Source organism: Chitinophaga sp. 01L420, assembly GCF_056399985.1.
In genome coordinates, this window is record NZ_JBFTSK010000013.1 from 263,898 (window position 1) to 280,029 (window position 16,132).

Annotated in this window: 15 protein-coding genes; 6 read left to right on the forward strand and 9 right to left on the reverse strand. The window is 44.9% G+C overall.

The genetic code is table 11. The features are described from left to right. Positions 1-92: 92 nt before the first annotated feature. Together AC1DP6_RS15295 and AC1DP6_RS15300 are read left to right on the forward strand one after the other, a co-directional pair. On the forward strand, positions 93-671 hold the full coding sequence (locus AC1DP6_RS15295) for a Crp/Fnr family transcriptional regulator (RefSeq protein ID WP_477055597.1): 579 nt from the start codon (positions 93-95) through the stop codon (positions 669-671). A gap of 63 nt (positions 672-734) precedes the next feature. After that, complete coding sequence (locus tag AC1DP6_RS15300; RefSeq protein WP_477055598.1) at positions 735-1,148, forward strand: DUF4267 domain-containing protein; 414 nt, start codon at positions 735-737, stop codon at positions 1,146-1,148. A 38-nt stretch (positions 1,149-1,186) separates the two neighbouring features. Here AC1DP6_RS15300 and AC1DP6_RS15305 read toward each other — a convergent pair whose 3' ends face one another. From AC1DP6_RS15305 to AC1DP6_RS15320, 4 genes are all read right to left on the reverse strand, one after another. Then, positions 1,187-2,170 carry a hypothetical protein gene (locus AC1DP6_RS15305; RefSeq protein ID WP_477055599.1) on the reverse strand — a complete coding sequence of 328 codons (984 nt, stop codon included), beginning with the start codon at positions 2,168-2,170 and terminating at the stop codon, positions 1,187-1,189. Positions 2,171-2,345: 175 nt separating this feature from the next. After that, on the reverse strand, positions 2,346-2,819 hold the full coding sequence (locus tag AC1DP6_RS15310) for a PRC-barrel domain-containing protein (RefSeq protein WP_477055600.1): 474 nt from the start codon (positions 2,817-2,819) through the stop codon (positions 2,346-2,348). A 32-nt stretch (positions 2,820-2,851) separates the two neighbouring features. Continuing rightward, positions 2,852-3,478 (reverse strand): OmpA family protein, encoded by a 627-nt coding sequence (locus AC1DP6_RS15315; RefSeq protein WP_477055601.1) that lies wholly within the window; start codon positions 3,476-3,478, stop codon positions 2,852-2,854. Between the two features lie 254 nt (positions 3,479-3,732). Next, positions 3,733-4,488, reverse strand: a complete 756-nt coding sequence (locus AC1DP6_RS15320) for an RNA polymerase sigma-70 factor (protein ID WP_477055602.1) — start codon at positions 4,486-4,488, stop codon at positions 3,733-3,735. A gap of 12 nt (positions 4,489-4,500) precedes the next feature. On the opposite strand from AC1DP6_RS15320, the gene AC1DP6_RS15325 reads away from it, so the two are divergent. The 4 genes from AC1DP6_RS15325 to AC1DP6_RS15340 are packed head-to-tail and all read left to right on the forward strand — an operon-like array spanning position 4,501 to position 11,930. After that, positions 4,501-5,469 (forward strand): FecR family protein, encoded by a 969-nt coding sequence (locus AC1DP6_RS15325; RefSeq protein ID WP_477055603.1) that lies wholly within the window; start codon positions 4,501-4,503, stop codon positions 5,467-5,469. 17 nt (positions 5,470-5,486) lie between these two features. Further along, positions 5,487-8,816: a SusC/RagA family TonB-linked outer membrane protein gene (locus tag AC1DP6_RS15330; RefSeq protein WP_477055604.1), complete on the forward strand. Its 3,330-nt coding sequence runs from the start codon at positions 5,487-5,489 to the stop codon at positions 8,814-8,816. A gap of 18 nt (positions 8,817-8,834) precedes the next feature. Then, entirely contained in the window at positions 8,835-10,574 is a 1,740-nt protein-coding gene (locus tag AC1DP6_RS15335) for a RagB/SusD family nutrient uptake outer membrane protein (protein ID WP_477055605.1), read from the forward strand. An 18-nt stretch (positions 10,575-10,592) separates the two neighbouring features. After that, positions 10,593-11,930, forward strand: a complete 1,338-nt coding sequence (locus tag AC1DP6_RS15340) for an alkaline phosphatase family protein (protein WP_477055606.1) — start codon at positions 10,593-10,595, stop codon at positions 11,928-11,930. A gap of 130 nt (positions 11,931-12,060) precedes the next feature. Here AC1DP6_RS15340 and AC1DP6_RS15345 read toward each other — a convergent pair whose 3' ends face one another. The 5 genes from AC1DP6_RS15345 to AC1DP6_RS15365 all read right to left on the reverse strand — a co-directional run bounded on the left by AC1DP6_RS15345 (position 12,061) and on the right by AC1DP6_RS15365 (position 15,945). Continuing rightward, complete coding sequence (locus tag AC1DP6_RS15345; protein WP_477055607.1) at positions 12,061-12,993, reverse strand: hypothetical protein; 933 nt, start codon at positions 12,991-12,993, stop codon at positions 12,061-12,063. Positions 12,994-13,005: 12 nt separating this feature from the next. Beyond that, positions 13,006-14,007, reverse strand: a complete 1,002-nt coding sequence (locus tag AC1DP6_RS15350) for a redoxin domain-containing protein (RefSeq protein ID WP_477055608.1) — start codon at positions 14,005-14,007, stop codon at positions 13,006-13,008. 249 nt (positions 14,008-14,256) lie between these two features. After that, the gene (locus tag AC1DP6_RS15355) at positions 14,257-15,009 is read right to left on the reverse strand and encodes an SOS response-associated peptidase (protein ID WP_477055609.1); all 753 of its coding nucleotides are present in this window, start codon (positions 15,007-15,009) and stop codon (positions 14,257-14,259) included. Between the two features lie 6 nt (positions 15,010-15,015). Next, positions 15,016-15,510, reverse strand: coding sequence for a hypothetical protein (locus AC1DP6_RS15360; protein ID WP_477055610.1), 495 nt, complete (start codon positions 15,508-15,510; stop codon positions 15,016-15,018). A 15-nt stretch (positions 15,511-15,525) separates the two neighbouring features. Continuing rightward, positions 15,526-15,945: a LexA family protein gene (locus tag AC1DP6_RS15365; RefSeq protein ID WP_441572435.1), complete on the reverse strand. Its 420-nt coding sequence runs from the start codon at positions 15,943-15,945 to the stop codon at positions 15,526-15,528. Positions 15,946-16,132 lie beyond the last annotated feature (187 nt).

Consider the following 16,132-nt stretch of genomic DNA (forward strand, 5'->3'; position numbering starts at 1 on the left):
GGTGAATATATAACCGAAATAGGTATACACATAACTTTTATAAAAACGCTGCTGCTGATGATAGCTTCCGTAAATGTTTTATTTTTATAAATATGAGCCAACAATTAGTCAATTCAATAAAATACCTGATCCGGCTGACTGAGGAAGAAGAATTGCTTTTACCATCGCTTTTCAACCGGGTAACGCTGAAAAAAAATGAATATTTCCTGCAGGAAGGAAAAGTGTCCGGCCACGTGGCCTTTATAGAAAAAGGACTGGCAGGATATGTAATGACCCACAACGGGGAGGATGTGCATTTTTATTTTTCCCGCGAAAATGAATGGGTGGGTAACTACGAAAGCTTTCTTTCCCGGCAGCCCTCTACGAAAAGCATCATTGCGCTGGAGCCTTCTGTATTGTGGACGATTTCTAAGGAGAATCTGCAAAAAGTGTTTGATACAGTAAAAGAAGGTGACCGTATGGGCAGACTGATCATAGAGGATGTTTTTGTGAAGTCATCCAAACAACTGACTTCTTTATACACCGGTACGCCGGAAGAACGCTATCACGAGTTCTTTGAGCTGTTCCAGGATATCCAGCACCGCGTTCCGCAATACATGATCGCCTCTTTTATTGGTGTAAAGCCACAATCCCTGAGCAGAATCCGGAGCCGGATGGCAAATAAGCATTAGTTAACCCAGGTGAACGAAATTGTATTTTCAGAAGCGGAAATTTGTGTTATAAAATCATCGCATATGACACGTTTCAATTTCTTTAAGTATCTGACTATTGTATCCGGTTTAACACTGGTTTTTATTGGCTGCAGATTCCTGTTACAACCGGAAGGGGCAGAGGCTGGATTTGGACTGCATTTCAATGAAAACGGAGATTATTCTTTCCACTACATAAAAGGTATCCGCGACCTGTTTACAGGTACCGTGATCACTTTGCTGGCTGCGTTAAATATGCGGAAGGCGCTGATGATCGTATTGCTGTCCGGTATTTTTATTCCGATTGTAGATATGACCCTGGTGCTGCAGGCTACTCATGGCAACGTGATGACTGCTATGCCGCATATTACCGCCATTGTGTTAACAGCTTTGGCGGCGGTAGGTATCCATTTTTCCGGACGCCCGGCCAGCGCAAAACAGCTGCCTTTACCGGCATAAATCGATGACAGCCGGTGTTCATCAGTGGACACCAGTTGTTATTCGTTTACTGGCTGGCTTTTGCGGAATATATCTCCCCAGGTTTTAATATAGTCGGGAGATAAGGTCGCGGACTTCTTAGCTATGAATACGGCATGAAAAGACTTTGTTCCTTGTACAATATAGTATAGCTGGGATTCATGGGTGGTATCACCTGCATCATCAGGTGATTCTATTTTGAACAGGGCCCGGCGGCGACCAGGCAGATTCTCTTTACTCAGCAAGGTGATTTTTGCTTTGGCCGATTTTCGGATCGCTGCATCCGTGAAGCTTTTGATGGCCTGGTCGATGTTGTTGATCTTCACATTTTCCATGGTCATGGCATAAATCATCTGACTCCACTTTTCAGGTGTTTCATCATCCGGTAAGTATTGCCGCGTCACAAAATGATCTACTTCCGTATCGGATATCAGCTTCCATTTTGTAGTACCTGGAAATGCTATTTTAAGCCGTTCTTTTCGCATGGCCCTGCCTGTTTGTAATGAATTCCCAATCTGGTGGAACAAGGGTGCATAAACGGCTGAAAACGCCGATAGCGTAGTGGCACTCAGCAGGTAGGCTTTTTGGTCGCTATAGGCGATGAATAGGGTGGCAAAAAAGGTATCCGGTAAATTGGGCTCCATATGTATTTCATCCAGCCACACGGTACGCTTGCCATTGCTGACGATACTGCCAGAGTCCAGGAGTTTAAAGAAAGGGTTATGACTGGTATAGTTGAGCAGTTTTTTTACAATGTTATCTACGTTGGATGAAGGCTCTTCGAGGATGCTCACATTGAAGTTTTCCGGCGCTTTCTGGCTGCTGTCGCCGAAAGTCCGCTGCGCCACAAATTTAATGGCAGGTGCTTTGGTGTTTTTCCAAATGCTCCATCCGTTGGGTACTCCCACCGCAAAATTATGTAGGGTATCTCTGTAGTTAACTAATTCCTGTCCCTTGGAAAAGAAAGGAAGTAGTAGAAAACACCAGATTAGTATTGGTTTCATTCCAGGCTATTTATCCACAAATAAACATCTTTTTTCAGACCCGGGCTGCACTAAAAGTGACTGCCGCATCGTGTAATACCACCGGAAAACTACCTTAAAATAAAAACAGCCGCCTCAATTGGAGGCGGCTGCTCTATGTGGGTTAGCACATATGGATGTATATGAAGGCAAGTGTTTATACACGGTCATCTTTCGGATACCTGGGCGCATAAAACCGGTCCTGGTTAAATTGCTCATGGTCGTAAAAATCACTGTTGGTATTATTGATGCCCGGAACTACAAATACATTCCGGATATCCTGTTCTGTTTCGGGTGTAACGATTACCCCTTTTTCGTAAAATGGCAAAGCGGTAATATGAGTGGCAGATATTTCCGGCAGTAATACCGTATCATTTTTTTCATGAAGCACTGCTATCCCTATTGGAAACAATACTTTGCGATCTGTTAACCCTACGTTGTTTCCTTTGAGGTTAATCACGAGATAACGTACCCGCCTTGATTGCGGGTTAAACAGCAGATCTTCGACTCTTCCCAGTTTATGTCCCTGCAGGTCTTCCACATCCCAGCGTCTGATATCTGGTTGTCCTTGCACTATTTCAAAGTTGCTGCCGCTTAATTCTTCCAAACGATTATTTTCAGTAATAGACATGGCAATAAATTTTTGTGATGATGAAATCAATATTACTTACCAGGGAAGGCCACTATTTCCACACTCCGGTTCTGTTGTCTGCCTGCTGCATTATTATTGTTGGCCAATGGTTTTGTTTCGCCCAGTGAATGCACAGAAATTTTATTTTCTGCTACATCTCCATGCTGTATAAGCCAGATTTTTACGGCTGCTGCACGTTCTGCTGCCAGCTGTGAATTATGATCGGAAGTACCTTTAGCGTCTGCGTGTCCATATACACCTATCTGTGCATGCGGGAAACGCTTGTTAAGAGATGCCGCTATCTGTTTTAACTGGCTGTCTGCGTCGCCTTCCAGTGTACTCTTGTCTGTGGCGAAAAGAATATTTTCTCCCAGACTATATATGGTATACTGGTCATTACTTCTTACTATAATTCCTTTGCCGGTTACTTCTTCATATTGTGTGTCCGGAGCATTGAAGTTAACATTGTTCCAGTCAGGGTCAGCTACCACTATAGGTTTGCTGGTGCTTGCAATGGTGTCGGTACTAGCAATGACGGATTGATCTTTATTATTGCTGCGCATGAGGAAGAAAAGAATAACGGCAACGATTAATAATCCTATTATCAACCATATCCACATGGAACTTTTTTTCCTGGGTTGAACTTCTAAGTGTGCCATATAAATGTAATTAGGGTTTGTGTATATTTTGGACGAGTTCATCCAAAAAGTTTCGTTAGATATAAGACAATCATTATACCAATGCCGGAAACAAGCCGTCAGCAAGGTGTGCGGTTGGGTTTAATAAGCCTGATGTACAAGTGATTAGCGTGTTTGAACGCCATTGTACAGCAGCATGTGTATAGTGGTAAAGAGCCCGGTTGGGGAATCCCGGTAGCCCCTGTTTATGGTCTTTTTCCTACATATTGCGGAAATTATATACCTGCATAAACAGACATCGCAATGAGCAGCATGCCAACATGATGTTCTGCTCTCAGTTCTCTGCGTAATACCTGTAAAGCCTTACTCATATGCTTTTCCACTGTTTTTACAGAGATGCCCATTTCCTGTGCAATTGCTTTGTAGCCCATATTACCGTAGTAACTAAGCATAAAAACTTCTCTGCATTTCTGTGGCAATGTATTAATACTACGCGCGATCTGTTTCTTTAATTCATGTTGTTCCAGCTGTACAGGTTGTACGACTTCCTGTTGATATGCTTGTCTGATCAATGCCTGGTGATGATTTTCCTGCAGTAATTTATTACGTAATAAATTAGACACCTTATATTTTACAGCATTGTTCAGATAACCGTTGATATTCACATCTGCAGCTATTTCATCTCTCCTGAGATATAAGCTGATAAAAATATCCTGAATAATATCCTTTACCTGCTCGCGATCTTTCAATATGCGGAAAGCCTGGTTGCTTAGTGCCACCACGGTAGATTCATACAACTGCTCAAATGCTTTTGTATCGCCCTTCCTGGCCTGTTGCCATAAGCCGTCGCATGTATGGTGACTGTTGGAGTAGATAAGAATGTGGTTTTGCGGGCAAAGATATTTACTGTGAGAAGCTTTGTATGTTAATTTATGGTAAACAACTTTTCCAATGTTAACTAAATATGAATTCCTCTTTTTTTGTAAAAACGGAGTGGGGGTAAATAGTCGTTGAAGTGATAAGTATAGCAAACACGCCTACTAATGACGCCATCGCGCCTGCAATATTTACTGGAAAAATACCTCAACGGAACGGCCACTGATGCAGAGCTGGCGGAATATGATCATTGGTATGAACAACAACACGGCGATGATACACCCGCCTTTACTGCGGCAGAAAGAAAAGATATATACACCCTGATTGCGGCGGGTATTAAGCCTAAAAACAATGTTATTTATCTTCGCTGGGCAGCGGCCGCAGCAATATTGCTGGCGGCAGGTGCGCTGTGGATGTTTAAAACAACGTCGCTGCCTGTACGAAAAACAATGGCCCGTGTAGTGGATGTAAAAATGGATAGCACGGTTATTAATAATAATACCCAACAGCAAAAAACAATCAACCTGGTGGACGGCTCCCAGGTAGTTTTATACAAAGGCGCCACCATACGCTTTGCTGCACCATTTGGACAGCATAACAGGACCATCCTGCTTTCAGGAAAAGGATTTTTCAATGTCACAAAAAATGCACCGCTGCCATTTACGGTACTGAGTCATGGGGTAGCTACCACCGCACTGGGTACTTCTTTTACGATTGCTACTATTCGTCATGAAGTAAAAGTAGTACTGCATACCGGTAAGGTAATGGTGAAATCCAATGCACAAACGCGTTATCTGCTGCCTGGGCAAGAGTTGGTATATAATACCCTTACCAATGCCTCCAGCTTACAGGCGCCTGCAAATAAAACAGTAACAACACCAGCCATAGCGTTTGGCTCCCTGCGCGGCTTTACCGCCACATTTGACCAGGTATCGTTATCCGGTGTACTCGATACTATAGCCAGGGGATATCATGTAAGCATCACAAGAAATGCCGGCTCATTTGATGACATCGCTTTTTCCGGCGTCATCAGGGACACTGATTCATTGTCACAGGTGTTGCATCGCATGTCGATGTTGCACGATTTAAAAATAATATCAACACGTACAGGTTACCGTATAGAAAAAAATCACTAACTAAATATTTGCGCATTATGACACATCGCTACCTGCTAGTGAAGGGCGGAGCTTTGCCCCTTAACAACCGGCAGTCAACGTTTCAGTACGGCTGTAAATTTTTCGGCCTGCTGTTACTGATGGCTTTTATCAACCTGCTGCCTGCACAGGCACAAAAGAAAACATGGATCAAAGGTTTAATTGAAGATGAGAAAGGACAGCCCATTCCAGGCGCTTCCGTGCAGCTGAAGAGCGGGGCAGATAGTCTTAAAAGCTTTACCGTGACAGATGCAAAAGGTGTTTTTATTTTTGATAATTCCCATCAGCAAGGCCCCTTCGTTTTCACGATCGCCTATGTGGGATATATGACGCAAACGATCACTAAAAACAGCCTGGACCCGCAAAAAGAGCAATCGCTGTATGTAGTAATGAAGGAATCTTCTTCGGCACTCAGTGAAATAGTAGTAGTAGGCTACGGCACACAAAAGAAAGTAAATCTTACCGGTGCAGTAGACCAGGTAGGAAAAGAAGTATTTGAAAACAGGCCGATGACCAGCGCTACCAGGGGATTACAGGGAGTGCTGCCTAACCTGAACATTCGTATGACCGATGGAAAACCTATCCGTGGTGCCACCTATAATGTAAGGGGCACCACATCTATTGGCGCCGGCGGCAGTGCCCTGGTACTGATAGATGGTGTTCCAGGTGATCCTAATTTATTAAACCCCAACGATATTGAAAGCGTATCAGTGTTGAAAGATGCTGCTTCTGCTGCCATCTACGGCGCCCGCGGTAGCTTCGGTGTGGTGCTCATCACCACAAAGACTCCTGCGAAGAACAATACGCAGTTGACTTACTCCAGCAACTACTCACTGAATGACCACACCATCAAACCGAAATTCGTTACTAACGGGTACGAGTGGGCCAAAAACTTTGATGAAGCCTACTATGCCTGGAACGATTATAAATCACACCCGGCCAAAGCTAACAGCGTATTCCCCTTTTCGCTGGACTACCTGGATGAGCTGAAACGCCGCAACGATGATCCTTCCCTGCCTAAAACAGCGATCGATCCCACTACCGGCAATTACGTATACTACGGTAATACCGATTGGTTCCAGGAATTGTACGCTGATAAAAATCCGTCTACAGAACAAACGTTGTCTGCCTCCGGTGGCAATGCAAAATCAGAATATTATCTCTCCGGCAGGTACATGTCACAGAATGGTATTTTCCGTTATAACCCCGACAAATTTAAAATGTATAATATCCGCGCAAAAGGTGCGGTAAGGCCATTTGACTGGTTGAAGCTGGAAAACAATTTTGACTTCTCCCAACGCACTTACTTTTTTCCTATCCTGAATCACCCCAGCAATACGCCGGTGTGGAGAAGGATTTCTGATGAAGCATTCCCGGTAGCCATGCTGAAAAATCCAGATGGCTCGCTAACAGAAAATGCGGCGATTGTTTTTGGTAGCTTTTTAACAGGTAATAACTATTCTGATCAGACGCAGTTGCTGCTGAGAAATACTTCCCGCTTTACCACCTCGTTTCTGCATGATAAACTGCATGTAAACGGTGACTTTACGTATGCTTATACGTCCAGTGTGGAAACACGTTTGTATACACCGGTACCTTACAGCAAAATGCCCGGCCAAACATTGTTACGTGGCGAAAGTAAAATGAATGAAGAAAACGATCGGACTACTTATACCGGTATGAACTTTTACGCTGACTACGAACAGCGCGTATCTAAAAATACGTTTAAGCTCCTGGTGGGTTATAACTATGAAAACACTTTATATAAGTCCAGGTTTTATCAGCATGACGGTATGATCAATACCAGCTTACCTGATTTTTCCCTGATGAATGGCCTGAACTATACCCTTACCGGGGGCGGCTATGAGTGGCGCACCCTGGGTGGTTTCTTCCGCCTGAACTATAACTACGATGAACGTTACCTGCTGGAAATCAATGGTCGCTATGATGGTTCGTCCAAGTTCCCGGAGTCGCAGCAGTTTGGTTTCTTCCCTTCTGCTTCTGCCGGATGGAGGGTGTCTAAAGAGAAGTTCTGGAACGTATCACCCAATGCGGTCAGCGATTTAAAATTAAGAGGATCTTACGGTGCATTGGGGAATGGTAACGTTAATCCATACCAGTTCCTGCAAATGATGTCGGTGAGTAAATTGCAGATGTCGATCAATGGCGTGATACCGGACTATACTCAACAACCCAACGTGATTCCTGACGGACTTACCTGGGAAAAATCCACCACGCTGAACGGTGGTATCGATGTGTCATTTTTGAAAAGCCGTCTGAAAGTCAGCTTTGATAAGTATACCCGGAAAACAACCAATATGTTTACGACAGGATTGCCGGTTCCTGCTGTGTTTGGCGCCAGTGTACCGAAAGGCAACTATGCTGATCTGCAAACAAAAGGATGGGAATTATCGGTGAACTGGACGGATCAGTTTAAAGCTGGCAGCAAACCTTTCAGCTATTCCTTTGGCGTGGTATTATCTGATTACCAGTCTTACATTACCCGCTTCAATAATCCCAAGAAGCTGATCAATACTTATTACGAAGGTATGCGTGTGGGAGATATGTGGGGTTTTGTGAATGATGGATACTTCCAGAATCAGGATGAAATCAAAAACTCAAAAGTCGATCAGTCTTTCATCAAAGTATCTAATGCCAACGTATTAATGCCCGGAGATATCCGCTTTAAAGACCTGGACGGCAGTGGAAAAATAGACGAAGGACAAGGCACTTTGGATCATCCGGGAGATAAGGCGATCATTGGTAACACTGAACCACGCTATGCTTTTGGTATTACCGGTAGCGCCAACTGGAATAATTTCTTCCTGAGCTTTTTCTTCCAGGGTATTGGAAAACGCGACTGGTGGCCGGGAACAGATGCTTCGCTGTTCTGGGGACAATACAACCGCCCTTATAGCTGGATGCCGGAAGATATCATGGATAAGCGTTGGTCTGAAACCAACCGCGATGCTTATTTCCCCCGCTTCAGAGGATATACTGCACTCAACTCCAATGCAGAGCTCACCGTGCAGCAAGCCAAATATGTGCAGAATGTAGCGTATATCCGTTTGAAAAATCTGACGGTTGGTTATAATCTGCCGCAGGCATGGTTATCAAAAGTGAAAATGAAAAATGCGCGTATTTTCTTCACAGGACAAAATCTGTGGACATGGTCGCCGATGTATAAGATCATGAAAACGTTGGACCCTGAAGTGATTGAAGGCTCCGATCCGGAGCTGAATAACAATGCCGGTGGTATTGGCGCCGGCAACGGGATGTCATATCCGATGCTGAAAACATATACTGTTGGTTTGAGTGTAACTTTTTAATGATTAATGCTTATTAAGATGAAAAATAGTATTTACCTGTTATTGATCCTGGCGATGGTATCCTGTAAGAAGGATCTGAACCTGAAACCATTTGATAAACTGAGTCCTGATAACGCGTTTAATACAGAGGCCGATTTGCAGCTGTATGCTACTTCTTTCTATAAAATATTACCTGATGGGAATAGTATTATCAGGGGAGATGTGATGAGCGATGTGATGGCCGGAAAAGACGTGAATACGTATATTATTCCGGGTGCTTTTACGTCTACTCAGTCCAGCGGTTGGAGCTGGGGAGATCTGCGTAATATCAACTACTTCCTGGCGCATTACGGGCAGGCGAAAATTCCGGATGAAGCCAAAAATCATTATGCCGGTCTTGCCCGCTTTTTCCGGGCCATGTTTTACTTTGAAAAAGTGAAACGTTTTGGCGATGTGCCCTGGTACAACAAAACCCTGGAGATCAATGATCCGGAGTTGTATAAAGGCCGCGACCCGCGCGCAATGGTGATGGACAGCGTGCTGGCAGATCTTGATTTCGCCTGTGCCAACATTCGTGCTAAAAAAGATATCACCTGTTCGCAGATTACCAAATGGGTGGCATTGGCTTATAAATCCAGGGTATGTTTATTTGAAGGTACTTTCCGCAAATACCATAAGGATATGGGGCTGCCGAAAGATGAAAATAAATGGCTGCAGGCTTCATTGAACGCTGCAGATTCCGTGATAAACGGTGGGCAGTACTCCCTAAACACTGCCGGCGATCCTGCCATGAAGTACCGTAACCTGTTTATTAATGAAACACCTAACGTCAACGAAGTAATACTGGCCTATGTGTGTAATAAAAGTTTGCGCGTGTTTAATGATGCCAACTGGTATTTTACCAGCGCTACCTACGGTAACAGGATCAGCTTAGTAAAAACATTTGCAGACACCTACCTCAATATCGACGGTAGCCGCTTTACAGATACACCCGGTTTTGATAACCTGCCATTTAATGAAGAGGTAAAGAACAGGGATCTGCGCCTGCAGCAAACGATCCGCATGGGTAGTTATAAGCGTGACGGACAAATTGCACCGCCCGATTTTACGTATACCTATACTGGTTATCAACCGCTGAAATTTACGTTGGACTCCAAAGCTACGGATGGTGTGGGAGAAAATAATAACTCCATTCCGATTATTCGCTATGCAGAAGTACTGTTGAATAAAGCAGAAGCCAAAGCAGAGCTCAACAAGGGACTTTCTGCAGAAGACTGGAATGGCACTATCAAGCTGCTGAGACAACGCGCTGGTTTGAAAAATGCAGACATGCCATTAACTCCTGATCCTTATCTGGCCGCCAAATTTTATGGTAGTGTGGAGACGCCCATTCTCATGGAAATCCGCCGCGAACGTGCTATTGAGCTGATTATGGAAGGATTTCGCTTTTATGACCTGATGCGCTGGGGCCTGGGTCCATTACTGATAAGTCCTTATGTAGGTTTATATGTGCCTGCCATGGATGTGTTGATGGATTTAAATGAAGATGGCAAACCGGATGTTTCTTTCGTAAAAAAAATACCCGCGACAAAAGTTCCTGGCGTATATTATTTCCTCATTGATGGTGATCAGACAAAATTATCTGGCGGTACCAGCGGCAACCTGATCTGGCTGAGCAATATCAGCAGGAGATGGGATAACTTTAAATACGTATATCCTATCCCGTTTAATGACCTGTCATTGAACCCGGAACTGCACCAGAATCCTTTATGGGACTAACATTTAAATAATTATAGCATGAAAAAATTAGCAGGCATAGCGTTGCTGCTGATGATGGGACTTTCCTCCTTTTCACAGAAAGCAAGTCATGTAGTACTGATAACGATTGATGGTTTCCGCCCGGATTTTTATACAGATGCATCCTGGGGCATGGTAAACCTGCGGATGATGAAAGAGAAAGGAGTATATGCAGACGGTGTAAACAGTGTGTTTCCTACTGTTACCTATCCCAATCATACGTCCCTGATTACCGGTGTAACACCAGCAAAACATGGCATTTACTACAACACGCCTTTTGAGCCAACGGGTGCTACCGGTATCTGGTATTTTTATTACGACAGTATCAAAGTGCCTACGTTGTTTGACGCCGTACACAAGGCAGGGAAAACTTCCGCCAATGTTATCTGGCCGGTAACCGTAGGAGCGCCTATTGATTATAACATCCCGGATGTATGGCCTATTGGTAAAAAAGACCGCAGGGATATCATGGCGAAATTATCCACACCTGCCCGTCTCTGGCAGGAAGTACAGGACAATGCTACCGGCAAACTGGGCGTAAAAGATTTTGCGATGGAAGATGAAGAAATGATCCTGGATGAAAATGTTGCGCGCATGTCGGCTTACCTGATCACTACTTACAAGCCTGCATTTACTACACTGCACCTGGCCTGCACCGATCATTATGAGCATGAGCAGGGGCGGGACGGATTGCTGGTAAGAAAAGCAGTAGCAGGAGCAGACCGGGCGCTGGGTACTATTATAGAATCAATCAAACGGGCAGGGATATACGATAGTACTACTATCATCGTTACCGGTGACCATGGCTTTGTGAATATCAGCAAAACATTTTCTCCCAATATATTACTGGCAAAAAATGGCCTGTTGAATAATGCAGCTACGGGTGATTGGAAAGCACAGTTTCATAGCTCCGGTGGTGCCGCCTTCCTTCACCTGAAAGACGAAGCGGACGTGGCTACAAAAAATAAAGTACTGGCCATCTTAAAAGCCTTGCCTGCAGAACAGCAGCAGTTATTCAAAGTAACCAACCGGCAGCAACTGGATGCGGTAGGCGCCAATCCTCATGCGGCGCTGGCATTATCGGCCGCTCCCGGCGTAACCATTGGCGGCGCTGTTACCGGGGAACTGGTAAAAGCTGCCAAAGGAGGTACCCACGGTTATTTCCCTGACTTTAAGGAGATACAAACAGGCTTTGTGGCCTTTGGTGCCGGTATTAATAACGGCGGTCATGTGAAAGAAATGAATGTGACTGATGTGGCGCCGGTGGTGGCGCAGTTGTTGGGATTATCACTGGGAAATATGGATGGTAAAGTGCCAGTGGGTGTGTTGGTAAAGTAGTTATATGGAGGGGTAACTTTTTGGGAATTACGAATTACGAATTACGAATTACGGATTTGTGAGGAGATATAATGTGGACTGTCTCCCCACAAATCCGTAATTCGTAATTCGTAATTCGTAATGCAGAAGGCTATTCTTCGTGTTGAACAACCGGATAGTGCATATTCAGGCTAAGTTTAAGTAGCATCACCAGTCCTTCTTCCGGTACTTCTGGCATAGTAGCCATCTGGAAGTAGCCATTGCGTATCACCATTGTCCGCGTATTTCCTGATAGGGCATATAAGCGGCGGAAGGTAAGCAGTTCTTTGGCTGTTAGATGGTATTGCTTCAAGGAAGATGCGGGGGCTGATCCACCTTGCAGATTAAGTCCAATGAATGTATAGGTGTTGTCGCCAGCAAACTTTTGCGCGAGTGAACAGAAGCTGCGATATGCCTGCATGCTGGCAGTGTCATTGGGGGCATAGGTTTGTATAACCCACATCTGTTGGCCGGGGGCTGAAAGATCCAGCCGTCCGCCGTTATCATCCGACAAGGTCAATGCTGGTATCGGCTGCCCTTGTCGCAGGCTGTTCCAGATGTTTAACAGGGAATCGTATTTGATCCGTTGCTTTGCAGGCACCATCAACGCGAGATCTTCTTTTACATTCCTGATCGTTTCGTTATCAGTATTTTCGGCAATACTTCTGGCTACTACCTGCTGATAGTAAGCCCATCTTACCCGGTCATTCTGTACATTGTAGAGTATGTATTTCAGGCGCATAGTCACGCCGCTGTCGAAGGCAGTTGCAGTACCGGCAATACTACGTAACCGGAAAAATCCATCCAGGTAGGCGTTGATGCTGTTATCATTTCCGGGTGTGGCCAGTAGCGCATTGTCCGGGTTTAGTTGCGGTAATAACTTTGCGGCGGTTATGCTGGCAGCGCCGCTGTCCTGTGTCGCCTGCGCAACTATTTTTTGGATGGCAGCTAACTGATCGTGTATGCTTTTACGTGGTGGTGTTTGCTGTGCAGTAGCAGATAGGCTCCAACATCCGAACAACCATAGTATGATGCTATATTTCATGGATCTTTTTATTTATTTGGTTTGTGCCAGTGCTTCATCCAGCAATTGTTCCAGTGATTTTCCTGTGCGGTCCCAAACCGTCACTACTTTACCATCGGCACCTATGAGCACAGCAAAGGGAACGAAGCCGAATCCAAATATTTTGCGGAAACCATCTTCATCAAATCCTTTGGGATCACGTGCCTGTGGCCATGGCATTTGTTCCTGTCCTAATGCTTTTTTCCAGGCAGCATCTACGGCATCAACGGAGATGCTGAGAATTTCTACTCCTTTTTCGTGATAGGCCTGATATACTTTTTTGAGATGTGGTATTTCCATGCGGCAGGGATGACACCAGGAGGCCCAGAAGTCGATCATCAGCACTTTTCCGCGAAAGCGATTGTAATTCACGGTATCTGCATTCACACCCAGTGCTTTGAAATCCGGCACCACACGGCCCGGTTGCGATCTGGACATAATGTCTTCGCGTAGCACCACTTTTTTCCCGTACCAGGATTTCCGGGCATCAGGTCCCATGGCGTCCAGGAAGGATTTTACACGGGAATAGGGATACTTCCCCCAGTAATTAGCCAAAAAGGCGCCCACTGCTGAGTTGGGGTAGGTGGTCAAAAACGCTGCAGTGCGATCAGGATTCGATGGGTTGGTCATATCCTGCAGGTAATACTGATACTCTTTATTCAGCTTCCCACCTTTTAAGTGCTTGCCATTTAGCCCGAAGTAGTCTGTTTGCAGCTGATAGGTAGTATTTTCCAGGAATACATTGGTATTACTGCCATTGTTGATGCAGAGGGTTATTGGTTGTGCATAGTCCAGTTTCCCTCTGACTACAAACGCATGTGCCTTGATGTCGCCTTCTGCCAGTACGATCTGCTGATCTTCCATGGTCAGCAATTTTATCTTACCATATTTTACATCCTTTACGTACCCCCTGATCTCAAACCCTTGTGCCAGGCCCGGTAACCGCAGCAGGAGCAATAGCAACAGGCAGCAGGCGCTACTCATTATTTTATTCATATTTGTACGCGTTTTGTATAGATAAGACAACGGACATCCCGGAAAGGGTGAATGCGAGACGGAAATACTTTTAATATCCGGTGTTTTTGTTTGGAGCACAGGTCTAGATACCGCTGGTTATTTTCGGATGTTGTGGGGAAAATGCAAACATAGGGACCTCCATCCCGCAAAGCAGGGAGATCGTTTTAGTAGCAGGGTTAGTAGCTGTAAGGGGAGATACACTTTATTCCCGGGCCATGTGGCGGCATTTTATACCTGTATAGCTGGCAGGCCTTCATATGCAGCAGGGGCAATAACGGTGGCATCATCGGGCTTTACCTTGCGCACAGAATTTACGGGCCAGTAATCCAGTTGACCGGCAGGTAATTCATATTGCAGTATTTCACGTATATCCGTATCCGTGAGCCCTGGTTTTATCCATTCCTGTGCGAGTTGATTGGTGAGCATCAACGGCATCCTGCCGGCATTGTCGCCGCCATTATGAATTTGGGCCATCAATGGGTTAGCGTGGCGGGTGAGTAGTGTGAAAGTAGGGATACGCCCTGGTTTATCCACATCCCAGGAGTTGGAGAGTGCCCATAATCCTGCGATGAAAAAAACATCCTGTTCTTTTGATTTGATATAGTAGGCTACTTTATTTTTCCAGCCACTGATTTGCCGGTATTCAAAGAAACCGGTGGCTGGCACCAGGCAGCGCTGATGCCGGATGGCATTCCACATGGTGCCATTTTCCAGTACTTTTTCGCTGCGGGCATTCAGGAAAAGCTGTCGTTGTCTTTTTACCTTTTCTATGGTGTCCAGCATTTTAGGTACAGGACCCCAGGTATACTTCTCCAGCTTTAATCCATTGTTGTTGGTAATTACCGGCCATTGGGGGTATGACATCCCGATCTTATGCCAGGTAGGATCAAAGTGAATATCGAGGTCGCCGCTGGCTTGCAGCTGTGGCAGATATTTAAAGATGCTCTCTATGTTGGCAGTAAAAGCGATATCGTAACACATAATTATTTAGTCGTATTCTATCTCCGATAAAGGTACTTTTATTTCTTCAGCTCCATACTTCAGGGTAAAATAGAGCTCCCCATAATGCAGGAATAATTCTGCACTGACTTCTTCTTTACGTTCGGGTCTCCATTTTGTTTTGAGAGAAATATATCTTCTCACCGCCGGGTCCATATACAATGGCGGATTCCATACTTCCTGCTGTAACAGTGAAGCATATACTTTGTAGCCTGGTGGCTGTGATGCGGCCTTATACAATTTCTCGATTTCTTCCGGATGATGCGCCTGGTAAATATATTTCCGGTGATCGAAACGAATATGCTGAAAATGTATGTTGGCTTCTCCTATGTCTTTATAAGGAGTGATCAGGAATATTTCCCGAATGTGCATGTCGTTGTGGTCTCTTCCTGCCGCATAACTCTGGCGGACAAATAACGTAAAACCATTTTCGAGCAGCGCTTTTACCAGCGCAACAGATAATAATGCCAATGGATTATGCATAACTGTTCAATTTCACTATTTACGCATATCTACAATCACGGCGGTTACTACGCCCCATACCTGGAAGTCTGCATCTTCTGCTATGATGATGGGTTTATAAAAAGCATTTTCCGGGTGTAATACCCAGTTACGGCCGGCCTTTACCAGTCGTTTTACGGTATATTCCCCATCGAGGGCCGCGACAATAATATCGCCGGTAGAAGGGCGGATAGAACGGTCTACAACGGCCATACAGCCATCGGGGATATTGGCTTCTGTCATGCTATCGCCTTTCACTCTGATAATGAAGGAGGTAGCGGGGTTGGGCTGCAGGATACGGGAAAGATCAATTTCTTCTTCCTGGTAATCCAGAGCAGGAGTGGGGAACCCTGCGGGGATGCTGGTATTAAAGAATGGCAGGGTTATACTCAACTCTCTCAGTTTCAATGCTTCCATATAACTATCGTTTTAATAAATACTAATATTATTAGCAAAATAAAGCTAAAATTATTAGTTAAAGAAATCAATTAACAGATCGTTTGCAAGGGGCGAAAATGCGCATGGGGACTAAGTGACGGCATATCAGGGAGATGTATGTTTTCCCTGCTAAAACAGGTGCAGTGAGATTTTTTTATGGGGGGAA